Annotated in this window: 16 protein-coding genes; 11 read left to right on the forward strand and 5 right to left on the reverse strand. The window is 70.7% G+C overall.

Annotation, left to right across the window (positions count from 1 at the left end):
- Positions 1-21 precede the first annotated feature (21 nt).
- Complete coding sequence (locus AB6A69_RS09120) at positions 22-957, forward strand: 2-hydroxyacid dehydrogenase (protein WP_371060541.1); 936 nt, start codon at positions 22-24, stop codon at positions 955-957.
- 4 nt (positions 958-961) lie between these two features.
- On the opposite strand, the gene AB6A69_RS09125 is transcribed toward AB6A69_RS09120, so the two are convergent.
- Both AB6A69_RS09125 and AB6A69_RS09130 read right to left on the reverse strand, forming a co-directional pair.
- Positions 962-1759 carry an SseB family protein gene (locus AB6A69_RS09125; RefSeq protein ID WP_371060542.1) on the reverse strand — a complete coding sequence of 266 codons (798 nt, stop codon included), beginning with the start codon at positions 1757-1759 and terminating at the stop codon, positions 962-964.
- Positions 1756-2340 (reverse strand): uracil-DNA glycosylase family protein, encoded by a 585-nt coding sequence (locus AB6A69_RS09130; protein WP_371060543.1) that lies wholly within the window; start codon positions 2338-2340, stop codon positions 1756-1758. The genes AB6A69_RS09125 and AB6A69_RS09130 overlap by 4 nt, the downstream gene beginning before the upstream one ends.
- Positions 2341-2531: 191 nt before the next feature.
- Between AB6A69_RS09130 and AB6A69_RS09135 the strand changes: the two genes are divergently transcribed.
- The 10 genes from AB6A69_RS09135 to AB6A69_RS09180 all read left to right on the forward strand — a co-directional run bounded on the left by AB6A69_RS09135 (position 2532) and on the right by AB6A69_RS09180 (position 12087).
- Positions 2532-3191 (forward strand): ABC transporter ATP-binding protein, encoded by a 660-nt coding sequence (locus tag AB6A69_RS09135; protein ID WP_371037565.1) that lies wholly within the window; start codon positions 2532-2534, stop codon positions 3189-3191.
- Positions 3169-4791 (forward strand): capsule biosynthesis protein, encoded by a 1623-nt coding sequence (locus AB6A69_RS09140; RefSeq protein ID WP_371060544.1) that lies wholly within the window; start codon positions 3169-3171, stop codon positions 4789-4791. Before AB6A69_RS09135 ends, AB6A69_RS09140 begins: the two co-directional genes overlap by 23 nt.
- Before the next feature lie 64 nt (positions 4792-4855).
- Complete coding sequence (locus AB6A69_RS09145) at positions 4856-6352, forward strand: phosphomannomutase/phosphoglucomutase (RefSeq protein WP_371037567.1); 1497 nt, start codon at positions 4856-4858, stop codon at positions 6350-6352.
- A 218-nt stretch (positions 6353-6570) separates the two neighbouring features.
- Entirely contained in the window at positions 6571-7491 is a 921-nt protein-coding gene (locus AB6A69_RS09150) for a manganese-dependent inorganic pyrophosphatase (RefSeq protein ID WP_371037568.1), read from the forward strand.
- A gap of 80 nt (positions 7492-7571) precedes the next feature.
- Complete coding sequence (locus tag AB6A69_RS09155; protein WP_371060545.1) at positions 7572-8444, forward strand: TIGR01459 family HAD-type hydrolase; 873 nt, start codon at positions 7572-7574, stop codon at positions 8442-8444.
- A 95-nt stretch (positions 8445-8539) separates the two neighbouring features.
- Positions 8540-8983: a MaoC family dehydratase gene (locus tag AB6A69_RS09160; RefSeq protein ID WP_371037570.1), complete on the forward strand. Its 444-nt coding sequence runs from the start codon at positions 8540-8542 to the stop codon at positions 8981-8983.
- Between the two features lie 60 nt (positions 8984-9043).
- Positions 9044-9982: a bifunctional riboflavin kinase/FAD synthetase gene (locus AB6A69_RS09165; protein ID WP_371060546.1), complete on the forward strand. Its 939-nt coding sequence runs from the start codon at positions 9044-9046 to the stop codon at positions 9980-9982.
- Entirely contained in the window at positions 9979-10452 is a 474-nt protein-coding gene (locus AB6A69_RS09170; protein WP_371056449.1) for a YcgN family cysteine cluster protein, read from the forward strand. The genes AB6A69_RS09165 and AB6A69_RS09170 overlap by 4 nt, the downstream gene beginning before the upstream one ends.
- Positions 10452-11504, forward strand: coding sequence for a low specificity L-threonine aldolase (locus AB6A69_RS09175; RefSeq protein ID WP_371060547.1), 1053 nt, complete (start codon positions 10452-10454; stop codon positions 11502-11504). Before AB6A69_RS09170 ends, AB6A69_RS09175 begins: the two co-directional genes overlap by 1 nt.
- Positions 11505-11547: 43 nt before the next feature.
- Complete coding sequence (locus tag AB6A69_RS09180) at positions 11548-12087, forward strand: GNAT family N-acetyltransferase (protein ID WP_371060548.1); 540 nt, start codon at positions 11548-11550, stop codon at positions 12085-12087.
- Between the two features lie 31 nt (positions 12088-12118).
- Here AB6A69_RS09180 and AB6A69_RS09185 read toward each other — a convergent pair whose 3' ends face one another.
- The 3 genes from AB6A69_RS09185 to AB6A69_RS09195 all read right to left on the reverse strand — a co-directional run bounded on the left by AB6A69_RS09185 (position 12119) and on the right by AB6A69_RS09195 (position 14821).
- The gene (locus AB6A69_RS09185) at positions 12119-13489 is read right to left on the reverse strand and encodes a glutamate--cysteine ligase (protein WP_371060549.1); all 1371 of its coding nucleotides are present in this window, start codon (positions 13487-13489) and stop codon (positions 12119-12121) included.
- Between the two features lie 67 nt (positions 13490-13556).
- Positions 13557-14081, reverse strand: coding sequence for a hypothetical protein (locus AB6A69_RS09190; RefSeq protein WP_371060550.1), 525 nt, complete (start codon positions 14079-14081; stop codon positions 13557-13559).
- Positions 14078-14821 (reverse strand): 16S rRNA (uracil(1498)-N(3))-methyltransferase, encoded by a 744-nt coding sequence (locus AB6A69_RS09195; protein WP_371060551.1) that lies wholly within the window; start codon positions 14819-14821, stop codon positions 14078-14080. Before AB6A69_RS09195 ends, AB6A69_RS09190 begins: the two co-directional genes overlap by 4 nt.
- Positions 14822-14825: the final 4 nt, after the last annotated feature.

The following is a 14825-nucleotide window of genomic DNA, read 5'->3' on the forward strand; positions in this document are numbered from 1 at the left end:
GGGGACCACAGGGAGCGCCGCATGCCGACCACCGTCCTCTTTTCCGCCAGATCCGAGCGCTGGGACCAGTACGCGCCGCACCTGACCGCCGCGCTCGACGCGACGGGTCTCGATTACAGGCTGGTGACCGAGGCGGCGGCGGAAGAGGTCGACTACATCATATACGCGCCCAACTCCGGGCTCGACGACTTCACCCCCTACACCCGCTGCAAGGCGGTGCTGAACCTCTGGGCCGGGGTCGAGGACGTGGTGCAGAACCCCACTCTCACCCAGCCGCTCGCCCGGATGGTGGACGACGAGGGCCTGACCCAGGGCATGGTCGAATGGGTGGCGGGGCATGTGCTGCGCCATCACCTCGGCACGGACCGTCATGTCATGGGCCAGGACGGGGTGTGGCGCACGGGCGCCCCGCCGCTGGCCACCGAACGCCCCGTCACCGTCCTGGGGCTCGGCGCGCTGGGCAAGGCCTGCGGTCAGGCGCTGGCCCGGCTGGGCTTCCCGGTCACGGGATGGAGTCGCTCGCCCAAGCAGGTGGACGGGATCGAGGCGCTGCACGGCGAGGAGGGGCTGCGCGACGCGCTCAGCCGGGCGGAGATCCTCGTGCTGCTCCTGCCGCTCACGGCGGCCACCGAGAACCTGCTCGACGAACGCCGCATCGCGCGGCTTCCCGAGGGCGCGGTCGTGATCAACCCGGGGCGCGGCGCGCTCGTCGACGACGCCGCGCTGATCGACGCGCTCGACCGCGGCCGGCTCGCCCACGCGACGCTCGACGTCTTCCGTACCGAACCGCTGCCGCCCGAGCATCCGTTCTGGGCCCATCCGAAGGTCACGGTGACGCCGCACATCGCGTCGGAGACGCGGCCCGCCTCGGCCGCCCGGGTCATCGCGGAGAACATCCGCCGCGGCGAGGCGGGCGAGCCGCTGCTGCACCGCGTGGACCGCGCCCTGGGGTACTGAGCCGCTAGCGCAGTCGCGGCGGCGCGTCGGGATCGGAGCCGGGCGGTCGGGGCGCGGGGCGCTCGGCGGGCGCGGGCTCCTCCGGCAGGTCGAACCTCAGCGCGCAGCCGGCGAGCCGCGCCGCGAGCGGATCGGCGTCGTCGAGAAACGCCACGTCGAGCCAGCCCGCCTCGATGCCCGAAAAGGCCAGCGCCTCGGCGGCCGCGCTGGCGAGCGCGGGCTCGGCCCCGGGGCGCGCGCCGAGGAAGGCGAGGATGTGACCCTGCCCGCCGCCGGCATAGTCGGCGCGCGCCAGCCAGGCGGCGCGGGCGAGCCCGGCCGCCGCGGCGAGCCGCGCGTCGAGCGCCTCCAGAAGGCCCTCGGGCAGGCCGCCCGGCGGGTAGATCGCCTCGGGCCGCGCCTCGATCTCCGCCGGCGCCGCGGCGGCGGTCTCGGCCAGCCAGTCGATCGCCGCCGCCGGCAGCAGGATCGAGGACGGCGCGACCTCGAGGTTGAGGCCCAGCCCGATGCCGCGCCCCGCAAGCATCCCCGCAAGCGCCCGCCCCGGCAGCGCCGCGTAGGGCGCGGCCGCCCCGGCGAAGGCCGCCAGCCGCTCTTCGCGGTCGAAGACGAGGGCAACCGGGCCCTCCTCCAGCTCGAAAAGCGCGGGGCGGATATCGTCGCCCTCGGGCTCGCCATCGAGCATCAGCACGAGTTCCGCCGCCGCCAGCCGGTCGTAGAAGCGCAGGCGCGCGGCGGCATCCTCCGGCGCGGCGTCCATCGCTGCGTGAGCATGGTCGAGCGGCGTTTCCAAACGGCTCATGCCAGGGCCTCGGCCACGCGGCGGCGAAGCTCGGGCACGAGTTCGTCCTCGAACCAAGGGTTGCGCTTGAGCCATGCCGTGTTGCGCCATGAGGGGTGCGGCAGCGGGATCGCGCCCGGCAGGTGGCGCCGCCAGTCGGCGACCGTCTCGGTCACGCCGGCGCGGGTGCCCAGATGCCAGCGCTGCGCGTGCCCGCCCACCAGCAGCACGAGCCGCAGCCCGGGCAGCGCGCCCAGCGCCCCCTCCCGCCAGGTGCGCGCGCAGAGGGGCGGCGGCGGCAGGTCCGCGCCCTTCGCGTCATAACCCGGAAAGCAGAAGGCCATGGGCAGGATCGCGACCTTGTCCGCGTCGTAGAACGTGGCCTCGTCGAGCCCCGTCCACGCGCGCAGCCTGTCGCCCGAGGGGTCGGTGAAGGGCCTTCCCGAGCGGTGCACGCGTCGGCCCGGCGCCTGACCGGCGATCAGCAGCCGCGCGGAGGGGCGCGCCTGCAACACCGGGCGCGGGGCGTGCGCCGTGGCGGTCGCGGCGAAACGGTCTTCGCAGAGGCGACAGGACCGGATGCGATCGAGTGTTGCGTCCATGGCCACCGACATAGGGCCGCGGGCCCGCGAGCGCAAAGCCGCCCGCCCGGCAGATCGCCCATGCGGCAGCATTGTGCGGCCCGCTTGCCGCGCCCGCCATCGGGCCGACATACTGGAGCCAACATCGACGATTAATTCCCTCGCAGCGAAATCGCGCGTAAAGAGTAACCGGCACCGCATCGAAGGACGCCATGATCGAGTTCGACACCGTGAGCAAGTCCTTCTGGACGGGCACGCAGCGCAAGGTGATCCTTGACCGCGTGTCCTTCCGGGTGGAAATCGGCCGCTCGCTCGGCATCCTCGCGCCCAACGGCACGGGCAAGACCACGCTGATCAACATGATGGCCGGACTCGAGAAACCCGACGAGGGCGAGATCCGCCGCAACGCCTCGGTGTCCTTTCCGCTCGGCTTCATGGGCGGCGTCGTCTCGCGACACTCGGCGCGGGAGAACGCGCGCTACATCGCGCAGCTCTACGGCCTCGACCCGGACTACGTGGAGGCGTTCTGCCGCTGGCTCTGCGCGCTCGAGGAATACTTCGACCAGCCGGTCGGCACCTACTCGTCGGGGATGCGGGCGCGCTTTTCCTTCGCGCTCATGCTCGCGCTCGATTTCGACATATACCTCATCGACGAGGGCATGCCGTCCTCGACCGATGTGGAGTTCAACCGCAAGGCCGGGGAGATCCTGCGCGAGCGGCTGCGCACGACCACGCTCGTCATCGTGTCGCACCAGCCCGACATCCTCGAACGTTTCGCCGCCTCCGCGGCGGTGCTGAGCAACGGCCAGCTCTACATGTTCGACACACTCGAAGAAGCAAAGCAGCTCTATGACTACGAAGCCCAAGGCTAGGAAGTTCCGCGTCCGCAGGATGCCGCCCGGCGCACCGGCGCGGACGGCGGCGGCCCCGGGCAGGGAGGCGGACGCGTCGGGCCCGGGCCCCGGCCCCGAAGCCCGGGCCGGCGGCGCGGGCGACACGGCCGGTCCGTCGGACGGTCCCGCCGCCGAGATCGACGCGATCCGCCGCGAGGGCCTGACCGGGCGGCAGCTTCGCATGGCGCGCCGCGTCGCGCAGAAGCACGGCCTCTCGGTCGCGTCGGACTTCGACGCGGTGCGCAAGCTGCGCGCCCGCGGGGTCGACCCGTTCCAGCGCGCCAACATGCTCGCCCTCGTGGTGCCGGGGCAGGACGCGCCAGGGGGCACGGAGAGCGGCGACAGCCCGGCGCCGCGCATCCAGCTGCCGCAGACGACCACGGGCCCGGGAGAGGCCGGGCTGCCCTCGACCGAGCTCAACCCGGCGGAGCTTCGGGCGCAGGAAATCACGCGCGTGCAGCGCGACATCGCGCGGCGGCGGCGGCGCAAGGCGCTTTTGCTGCTGACGCGGCTCGCGTTCTTCGTGCTCCTGCCCACGCTGCTTGCCGGGTGGTATTTCTACGCGATCGCCACGCCGATGTACGCCACGAAGTCCGAGTTCCTGATCCTGAAGGCCGATGGCGGGTCCGAGGCCGGGATGGGCGGGCTTCTGTCGGGCACGCAGTTCGCCACGAACCAGGACGCGATCGCCGTGCAGTCCTTCCTGCAATCGAAGGACGCGATGCTGCGGCTCGACGCCGACGAGGGGTTCAAGGCACATTTCTCGCAGCCCTGGATCGACCCGATCCAGCGGATGCCCGACGACGCCTCCACCGAGGAGGCCTACAAGGTCTACCAGCGCAGCGTGGAGATCGGCTTCGACCCGACCGAGGGCATCATTCGGATGGAGGTGTCCGCCGCCGACCCGGAGGTTGCCGCGCGGTTTTCGACGGCGCTGATCGGCTATGCGGAAGAGCGGGTGGACAGCCTGTCGCGGCGCAAGCGCGAAAACCAGGTGGCCGACGCCCGGCGCAGCCTGGAGGAGGCGGACGCGGCCCGGCGCGCGGCCCAGGAACGCCTGGTGGCGCTCCAGCAGGAGGGGGCGGTGCTGGACCCCGAAGGCCGGATCGCCGCGCTTCGGGGACAGATCAACAACATCGAGGTGCAGCTTCAGGAAAAGCAGCTCGAGCGTGCCGCCCTTCTGGACAACGCCCGGCCGAACGCCGCCAAGCTCGACGGGGTCGAGGGCGACATCCGCCGGCTGGAAAGCCTGCTGGCGCAAGTCAACGCGCAGATGACCGAGGCCAGCCAGGGGCAGGACTCGCTCGCCGCGCTCGCCGCGCGCATCCAGCTTGCCCAGGCCGACGTGGCGACCCGCGACCTGATGATGCAATCCGCGCTCGAGCAACTCGAGCAAAGCCGCCGCGACGCCAACGCGCAGGTGCGCTACCTCACCACCTCGGTGAGGCCCGTCGCGCCCGAGGATCCGGCCTACCCCCGCGCCTTCGAGAACACCGTCTTGGCGTTCCTCATCTTTTCCGGCATCTACCTGATGATATCGCTGACCGCCTCGATCCTGCGCGAGCAACTCTCTTCCTGAGGTGCCGCGCCATGAAAGCGGGCCGCCCGACCGGCCCGGAATTCCCCGCAGCCCGGAGACCAGAATGACCCGCCCCTCCGCCCAGAGCCGACCGAACACCTGGGAGTTCCTTTGCGAGCCGATGATCGCGCCCACCGGCTTTCGCGAATACGACGCGCGCTGGCGCTATCCCGAAGAGATCAACCTGCCCGGCATGACCGCGCTGGGCCTGGGGCTCGGCACGCAGATGCACCGGCGCGGGCTGGAGCCGGTGATCGCGGTGGGCAACGACTACCGCGACTACTCGCTCGCCATCAAGCAGGCGCTGATCCTCGGGCTGGTGCAGGCGGGCATCGACGTGCGCGACATCGGCACGGCGCTCTCGCCCATGGCCTATTTCGCGCAGTTCCACCTCGACGTGCCGGCGGTGGCCATGGTCACGGCGAGCCACAACCCGAACGGCTGGACCGGCGTGAAGATGGGCTTCGAGCGCCCGCTCACCCACGGCCCGGACGAGATGGCGGAACTCAAGCGCATCGTCATGGAGGGCGAAGGCGCCCCGCGGCCGGGCGGGCGCTGGCAGGCGGTCGAAGGGGTGCGCGAGGCTTATCTCGACGATCTCGCCGGCGATTTCCGCGTGTCGCGCAAGCTGCGCGTGGTGTGCGCGACGGGGAACGGGACGGCCGGCGCCTTCGCCCCCGCGCTGCTGGAGCGGATCGGGGTGGAGGTGATCCCGCTGCACACGGAACTCGACTACGGCTTTCCCAACTACAACCCGAACCCGGAAGCGATGGAGATGCTGCACGACATGGCCCGCGTCGTGCGCGAGACCGGCGCGGACCTCGCGCTGGGCTTCGACGGGGACGGCGACCGCTGCGGCGTGGTCGACGACGCGGGCGAGGAGATCTTCGCCGACAAGGTGGGGGTGATCATGGCCCGCGACCTCGGCAAGCTCTATCCCGGGTCCACCTTCGTGGCCGACGTGAAGTCCACGGGCCTCTTCGCCGCCGACCCGGAGCTTCAGGCGCTCGGCGTCAAGGCCGATTACTGGAAGACCGGGCACAGCCACATGAAGCGCCGCGTGAAGGAGATCGGCGCGCTCGCGGGCTTCGAGAAATCGGGGCACTACTTCCTCGCGGAGCCGGTGGGGCGCGGCTACGACGACGGAATGCGCGTGGCGGTGGAGATCTGCAAGATCCTCGACCGCAACCCGGACAGCGCCATGTCCGACCTGCGCCGCGCGCTTCCCCGCACCTGGTCCACCCCGACCATGTCGCCCCATTGCGCGGACGGGGAGAAATACGAAGTCCTCGCCCGCATCGTCGGCAAGCTGGAAGCACGCGCCGCGGCGGGCGAGCCGATCGCCGGCCGGCCCGTCGACCGCATCGTCACCGTGAACGGCGCGCGGGTGATCCTCGACAACGGCGCCTGGGGCCTGGTGCGGGCGAGCTCCAACACGCCCAACCTCGTCGTGGTGTGCGAAAGCCCCGAAAGCGAGGAGGAAATGCGCGCGATCTTCCACGACATCGACGCGGTGATCCGCAGCGAACCCGCCGTGGGCGACTACGACCAGACGATCTGAGCGCGACGGCCCGCAGCGCCGGGGACGGGGCCCGGATCGCGCGCGGGCGCGCGGGAGGGGGCGTTGCGAGGGGGCGCTGCCCCCTCGGCGCGTTCCGCGCCTCACCCCCGGAGTATTTCCACCAAGAAGAAGGCGCCGCGCCGGGGGCCTCGTGACAAGGCCGGTCGCGGCTCCTATAAGGCGCGCGAGATTCCAGACCAGGGACAGGACCGCTTTCGATGACGATTCAGGTTTTCGGCCACAAGGCCCCCGACACCGATTCCACCGGCTCTCCGATCGTCTGGGCCTGGTACCTCAACGAGGTGAAGGGCGAGCCCGCCGAGGCGGTGCTTCTGGGCGAGCCCAATACCGAAGCCGCCTTCATGCTCGACCGGTGGGGCTTGGCGAAGCCGCGCATCGCCGAGGGCTTCGAGGACGGCGCGCCGGTTGTGATCCTCGACACCAACAATCCGTCCGAACTGCCCGAGAACGTGAATGCGCTCGACATCAAGGCGATCATCGACCACCACCGGCTGACCGGTGGCATCGAGACGAAGGCGCCGATCGAGTTGACCGTGCGGCCGCTCGCCTGCACCGCGACGCTGCTTCACGATCTCATGGGCGCGGATGCCGGGAAGATGCCCGAGGCGATGAAGGGCGCGATGCTGTCCTGCATCCTTTCCGACACGCTCGAGTTCCGCAGCCCCACCACGACCGGGCATGACCGGGCGCTGGCGGAGACGCTCGCCGCGGATCTCGGGATCTCGATTTCCGACTACGCCGCGGAGATGTTCGCGGCGAAGTCCGACGTCTCGGCCTTTTCCGAGGCCGAGCTTCTGCGGATGGACAGCAAGCAGTACGAGGTCGGCGGCACGTCGTTCCGCGTCGGCGTGCTCGAGACCACGAGCCCCGACGCCGTGCTGGGACGCAAGGACGCGCTGATGGCCGCCATGCCCGAGGTCGCGCAGGAGGACGGCGTGGATGAGGTGCTGCTTTTCGTCGTGGACATCCTGCGGGAAGAGGCCACGCTGCTGGTGCCGAACGACCTGGTGAAGCGCGTGGCCGAGAAGAGTTTCGGCGCGACCGTCGAGGGCGATACCGTCGTCCTGCCAGGGATCGTGAGCCGCAAGAAGCAGATCATTCCCAACCTGACCGTCTGAGCCTCCGACGGGGCGCAACCGGCGCATCGGGGCGCCCGCGCGGCGCCTCTTTCCCGCTGGAACGAAGGACATCCGACACCATGACGGAACTCATCGATTCGCTCGACCAGGTGGCCGGGCACTACCGCGCGGCCTTCGTGGACCTTTGGGGCTGCGTCCATGACGGCGTGCGCGCGCTGCCGGAGGCTGTGGTCGCGCTGCGCCGCTTCCGCGACGCCGGGGGCATCGTCGTGCTGGTGACGAATTCGCCCAAGCCCCGGCGCGGGGTGAAATCCCAGCTCGAACGCTTCGGCGTGCCGGACGACGCGTGGGACACGATTGCCACCTCGGGCGACAGCGCGCGCGCCGCGATGTTCCGTGGCGCGGTGGGCGAGAAGGTGTTCTTCATGGGAGAGGACCGCGATCTCGGCTTCTTCGAGCCGCTCGCCCTGATCGAGGCGCCGGCGCAGATCGAACGGGTGGAGCTTAAGAGCGCCGAGGGCATCGTCTGCACCGGGCCGTTCGACCCGATGGCCGATCCCGAGGCCCTGCGCCCGGAGTTGCTTTACGCCAAGCAGAAGGGGCTGAAGTTTCTTTGCGCCAATCCCGACATCGTGGTGGACCGCGGCGATCGGCGCGAGTGGTGCGCCGGCGCGGTGGCAGCGCTCTACACGGCGATGGGCGGTGAAAGCCTCTATTTCGGCAAGCCGCACCCGCCGATCTACGACCTTGCGCGCCGGCGTCTCGCCGCGCTCGGGCAGGATGTCGACCGCGGCGAGATCCTGGCCATCGGCGACGGGGCGCAGACCGACATCCGCGGCGCCATGGGCGAGGATATCGATTCGCTCTTCATCTCGGGCGGCCTCGCCCAGAGCGAGACGCGCACGGAGCGTCAGCCCGATCCCGACGCGCTCGGGGCGTATCTGAGGCGGGAGCAGGTGTCGCCCACATACGCGATCGGACGGCTCCGCTGAAAATCGAGGCTTGCGTTTCTGCGCGCGCAAAGCAATAAAGTTGCGAACTCGGGCATCACGAAGTCCGATTGTTGCTCTTGCGTTGGGAGGGTCGGATGTTGGACAACATGCCGCGCGGCACGATCTGCATCGAGGACATCGAGATGGGCATGACCCGTCACCTGCGGAAGGTGGTGACGGACGCCGACATCGAAATGTTCGCCGAGGTCTCGACGGACCGGAACCCGGTGCACCTCGACGACGCCTACGCGCAGGACACCATCTTCGAGGGCCGCATCGCCCATGGGATGCTGACCGCGGGGCTCATCTCGGCGGTGATCGGCGAGCAGCTTCCAGGCCACGGCACGGTGTATCTGGGCCAGACGCTCAAGTTTCTCGCCCCCGTGCGCCCCGGCGACATGGTGGAGGCCGAGGTGGAGGTGGTCGCGATCGACCACGCCAAGCGGCGGGTGCAGCTTGATTGCCGCTGCCGCGTGGACGGCAAGAAGGTTCTCATCGGCGAGGCCACGGTGCTCGCGCCCTCGCGCAAGTTCGACTGACCGGCAGGCGATCCGCGGGCGCGCTTGCGCCCGGCCCCGCCCGGCGCTAGGGGAGCGCGCATGCGGATCGTGCGCGACTACCAGTTCACCAGCCCGGAGGATCGCGGCGCGGCCGTGGCGATCGGGAACTTCGATGGCGTGCATCTCGGCCACCTTTCCGTGCTCGACCTGACGCGGGCGCGGGCGGCCGAGCATGGCGCGCCCCTGGGCGTTCTGACCTTCGAGCCGCATCCGCGGGAGTATTTCGCCCCCGACGCGCCCCCTTTCCGCCTGACCGGACCGGAAGCGCGCGCCTCGCGCCTGGAGAAGCTGGGGGTGGAAATTCTTTACGAACTCAATTTCAACGCGAGTCTCGCCGCGCTCTCGCCCGAGGCGTTCGCCCGCGAGGTCATCCGGGACGGGCTTGCGCTCGCCCATGTGGTGGTCGGGCAGGATTTCTGTTTCGGCAAGGGGCGCGCGGGAAGCGTGACCGAGCTGCAGCGCTTCGGAAGCGAGATGGGCTTCGGCGTCACCGTGGCGCCGATGCATCTCGAGGGCGCGACGCGGGTATCCTCCACCGCCATCCGCGCGGCGCTTTCCGAGGGCCGGCCCCGCGACGCGGCGAAACTGCTCGGCCACTGGCACCGGATCGAAGGGCCCGTGGTGGGCGGAGAGCAGCGCGGGCGGCTTCTGGGCTATCCGACCGCGAACATGTCCATCGAGGGGCTGCACCCGCCCCGGTTCGGGGTCTACGCGGTACTCGTGGACGTGGCCGAGGGGCCCCATGCCGGTCACTACATGGGGGCCGCGTCCCTCGGCGTGCGGCCGCAGTTCGGCGTCAACATGCCCAATCTCGAAACCTATCTGCTGGACTTCGCAGGCGATCTCTACGGGACGCACATGTCCGTGGCCCTGGTGGAGTTCCTGCGCCCCGAGGCCGCCTTCGAAAGCGTCGAGGCACTCGTCGCGCAGATGCAGACGGACGTCGCGCGCGCCCGCGCCGTGCTGGAGGCGCCATGAGCGACGATCCGATCGACCGTTCGGGCCTCGCGCCCCGTTTCTGGGAGCGAAAGCGCCTCGACCGGATGACCCGCGCCGAGTGGGAGGCGCTTTGCGACGGATGCGGCAAGTGCTGCCTCAACAAGCTCGAGGACGCGGATACGGGCGAGGTCTGGCTGACCCGCGTGGCCTGCCGGCTCTTCGACGACGGAAGCTGCCGCTGCACGCAGTATCCGATCCGTCACCGCTTCGTGCCCGACTGCATCGTTCTCACGCCCGACACGCTCGACGATCACATGCACTGGCTGCCGCAGACCTGCGCCTACAGGCTGCTGCACGAGGGCCGCCCGCTCTACCACTGGCATCCGCTCATCTCGGACGATCCCGAAAGCGTCCACCGCGCCGGCGTCTCGGCGCACGGCATGACGGTGCCCGAGTTCGAGGTGGACGAGGACGATTGGGAAGATTTCATCATCGAGGAGCCCGTCTGATGCATCTCGCCTCCGACAACGCAGGCCCGGCCCACCCGCAGGTGATCGAGGGGCTGTCGCGCGTGAACACCGGCTATGCCATGCCCTATGGCGCCGATGCGGACATGGCCGCGGTCACGGCGCGGCTGCGCGACATCTTCGAGGCGCCGGAGGCCGCGATCTATCTCGTGGCCACGGGCACCGCGGCGAATTCGCTTGCGCTCGCGACGCTGGGCGCACCGTGGCAGACCGTTTTCTGCTCGCCGGTCGCGCACATCCACGAGGACGAGTGCAACGCGCCGGAATTCTACTCCGGCGGCGCGAAGCTCACGCTGGTGGGCGAAGACGACCGGATGACACCCGAAACGCTCCACCGCGCGATCGAGCGCGAGGAAAGCCGCGGCGTGCACGGGCCGCAGCGCGGGCCGGTCTCTCTCACGCAGGCGACCGAGCGCGGCGGCGTCTACACGCTCGAGGAAATCCGGGCGCTCGGCGAGGTGGCGAAGGACTTCGGCCTGCCGCTGCACATGGACGGGGCGCGCTTCGCCAACGCGCTGGTGGCGCTCGACGCCACGCCCGCCGAGATGACCTGGAAGGCCGGCGTGGACGCGGTGAGCTTCGGGGCCACCAAGAACGGCTGCCTCGGCGTCGAGGCGGTGATCCTCTTCGACCCGGCGACGGCGTGGGAATTCGAATTGCGCCGCAAGCGGGGGGCGCATCTCTTCTCCAAGCACCGCTACCTCTCGGCGCAGATGGCGGCCTATCTCGAGGGCGATCTCTGGCTCGAGAGCGCGCGGCGCGCCAACGCCGCCTGCGCACGCCTCGCCGCCGGGCTGCGCGCGGTGCCCGGCGTGCGCTTCCTCGGCGAGCCCGCGGCCAACATGCTCTTCGCGGAGATGCCGCGGGCCACCCATCTTCGTCTGCACGAGGCCGGCGCGCAGTATTACCTCTGGGAGGGATCGCTCGACGGCGCGGACCCCGACGAGCCTCTCACCGCGCGGATGGTCTGCGACTGGTCGATCACGGACGCGGACATCGACCGGTTCGTGGCGATCGCGCAGGGCCGGGCCTGAAGGGCCGCGCCAACGAAAGCCGACAGGCGCGAAGGAGAGGGACATGGAATTTTCCGCCGACAGCACGGACCGGGCGGAGGAGATCATCGCCCTTTTCGAGTCAACCTTCGGCGCCTCCGAGGGCGCCGAGGAAGGACGGCTCATCGGGACGCTCGTGAAGAACCTTCTGGAGACGACGAAGGACGAAGACCTCGCCGTCTTCACGGCGCGGGAGGGCGGTGTGCTGGCCGGGGCCATCATCTTCTCGCGGCTCGCCTATGACGAGGACGCGCGCATCGTCTTCCTTCTGGCGCCCGTCGCGGTGGAAACCGGCCGGCAGGGCCAGGGGATCGGGCAGGCGCTTCTGAACCATGGCCTGGCCGCGATGCGGGACCGGGGGGCCGACGTGGCGATCACCTACGGCGACCCGGCCTATTACGGCAAGGTCGGATTCGCCCCGATCGGAGAGGACACGGCAGCGCCGCCGCACCCGCTGCAGCAGCCCGAGGGGTGGCTGGCGCAAAACCTCACGACCCGGCCCCTCGATCCGCTGAAGGGCCGCGCGCGCTGCGTGCCCGCTTTCGACGATCCTGCTTACTGGTAGCGCGGCCCCGCCGGCGCGGGCATCCTGCCCTTCAGTAGGAGTATTCGGCGTAGATGTGGCTGAGATCGCCCTGCCAGTCGCCGTGGTAACGCTCCAGAAGCTCGTCGGCCGGGATCTTCCCGCTCTCCACGCTCTCTCTCAGCGCGTTGAGGAAATGCGTCTCGTCCGGCAGCAGCCCGCCCGCGCCCTCGCGCGCCCGGGCGCCCAGCCCGGCCTCCGCGATGTCCAGCACCTCGCGCGCGAGATCGTGCATGTAAAGGTCGCCCACCCGCGCCTTCAGGCCCTGATCGGCCGCGGCGATGCGAAGCGCCTCGCGCTCCGCCGCGCTCCAGCCCTTCACGAGATCCCAGGCCGCGTCGAGCGCGCCCTGGTCGTAGGTCAGCCCCACCCAGAGCGCCGGCAGCGCGCAGAGCCGCCGCCAGGGCCCGCCATCGGCCCCGCGCATCTCGATGTATTTCTTGATCCGCGCCTCGGGGAAGATCGTGGTGAGGTGGTCGGCCCAGTCCGACAGCGTCGGCGTTTCGCCCGGCAGCGCGGGCAGCCGGCCCTTCAGGAAGTCGCGGAAGGACTGGCCGAGCGCGTCGATGTAGCGCCCGTCGCGGTAGACGAAGTACATCGGCACGTCGAGCGCATAGTCGACCCAGCGCTCGAAGCCGAAACCGTCCTCGAAGACGAAGGGCAGCATGCCGGTGCGCGCGTCGTCGAGGTCGCGCCAGACCCGGCTCCGCCAGGACTTGTAGCCTGTGGGACGGTTCTCGAAGAAGGGGGAGTTGGCGAAGAGCGCCGTGGCGACGGGCTGGAGCGCCAGCGCCACGCGGAGCTTCTGCACCATGTCGGCCTCGGAGGCGAAGTCGAGGTTCACCTGCACCGTGCAGGTGCGGTACATCATCGACTTTCCCATCGTGCCGACCCGGTCCATGTAGTCGGTCATCAGCCGGTAGCGCCCCTTGGGCATCATCGGCATGTCCTCGTGGCGCCAGACCGGCGCGGCGCCGAGCCCGATGAAGCCCACGCCGAGCGCGTCGGCGATGTCCTTCACGTCGGCGAGATGGGCGTTCACCTCGTCGCAGGTCTGGTGGATGTTCTCGAGCGGGGCGCCGGAAAGCTCGAGCTGGCCTCCGGGCTCCAGCGAGACGTTCGCGCCGTCCTTCTCGAGCCCGATGAGGTTGCCGCCTTCCTCGACGGGGCGCCAGCCGTGTCGGTCGCGCAGCCCCTCCAGCACCGCGCGCACGGAGCGTGCGCCCTCGTAGGGCAATGGCGCCAGCGTCTCGCGGACATAGCCGAACTTCTCGTGCTCGGTGCCGATGCGCCACGCCTCGGGCGGCTTGCAGCCGGCCTCGAGGTATTGCGCAAGCTGGTCCTGGTGCTCGATCGGCCCGCCGCCGGACTGGGGGATGGACATTGCGCTTTGCTCCGGTGGTCTAGGCTGGATCGGTGGGCGACAGGGATGGGCCGGAACGGCGCGGGTGTCAATGCAGCCGGGGCCGCCCGTCCGCGGCCGCGGGATGCTCCCAGACGACCACGGGATGCGCGGCGCCGCCCCCGCGCAGCGCGTCGACGAGGTGGCCGGTCCGGATCCCCGGAAGGGCGGCGAAGGCGTCGAAGAGCGCATCCGCCCCCGCCGCCGTCACCGGGATCGACAGCGGCGGCTGGCCGGGCTGCACGAGCACCCAGGACGGCGGATCTTCCGAAGGGTCGAGGCGCAGCTGGGAGAGCTCGGAAAGGGCCACCACGCCGCCCGAGACGGGCCCGAAATAGGCGATCCGGCCCTCGACGACCTCCACCACGCCCGGCCCGCCGCCGGGCCGCCGGAACCGCCCGCGCTGGATGCCCGCGAAGAGGAGCGCGAGCCCCGTCGCGACGGCCATCCACCCCAGCCAGGCGAGGAGGCCCAGGCCCGCGAGCGCCGCCCAGAGACCGAGCGCCGCCAGCGCCGCGCCGGCAAGCGCCTCCCGCCACCGCCCCAGCGCGTCGCCGACCTCCGGCCGGATCACCGCCAGTCCCCCAGCGCGATCTGCCAGAGGGTGAGCGCGGCCACGGCCGCGGTGTCGGCGCGCAGGATCCGCGGCCCGAGGCTCACCGTCACCGCGAAGGGCAGCCCGGCGAGACGGGCGCGCTCGGCCTCCGAGAAGCCGCCTTCGGGGCCCACCAGCACGGCCCAGGGGCCGGGCGCCTCGACCGCGCGCCTGCCGAGAAACGCGTCGAGGCGCTCCCCCTCTCCCGCCCGTGCCTCGTCGCAGACGAGAAGGCGCCTGCCCTCCGGCCAGCCCCGAAGGATCTGCGACAGTGGTGCGAGGTCCGCAACCTCGGGCACGAAGGTCCCGCCGCACTGTTCCGCCGCCTCCATGGCGTGGGCCTGAAGGCGGTCGCGGCGCAGCCGCTCGGCATTGGTGTGATCGGTCTGGACGGGCAGGATCCGCGCCGCGCCCAGCTCGGCCGCCTTCTCGACGATGAAGTCGGTGCGCGCCTTCTTGATCGGCGCGAAAAGCAGCCAGAGATCGGGCGGGTCGCGCTGCTGCGCGGTCTGCCCGGTGCATTGCAGCGTGCCGCCCCGCTTGGCCGCCCCGGTCACGCGCGCCGCCCATTCGCCGTCGCGCCCGTTGAAGAGCCGAAGCTCCGCCCCCTCGCCCAGCCGCATGACATTGAAGAGGTAATGCGCCTGGGCGCGTTCCAGAGGAACGGTTTGCCCCGCCCCCAGCGGGTGCTCTACATAGAGCCGGACAACGGATGCCATGAGG

It is taken from the genome of Rhodosalinus sp. 5P4, assembly GCF_041365695.1.
In the GTDB taxonomy this organism is placed as follows: Bacteria; Pseudomonadota; Alphaproteobacteria; order Rhodobacterales; family Rhodobacteraceae; genus Rhodosalinus.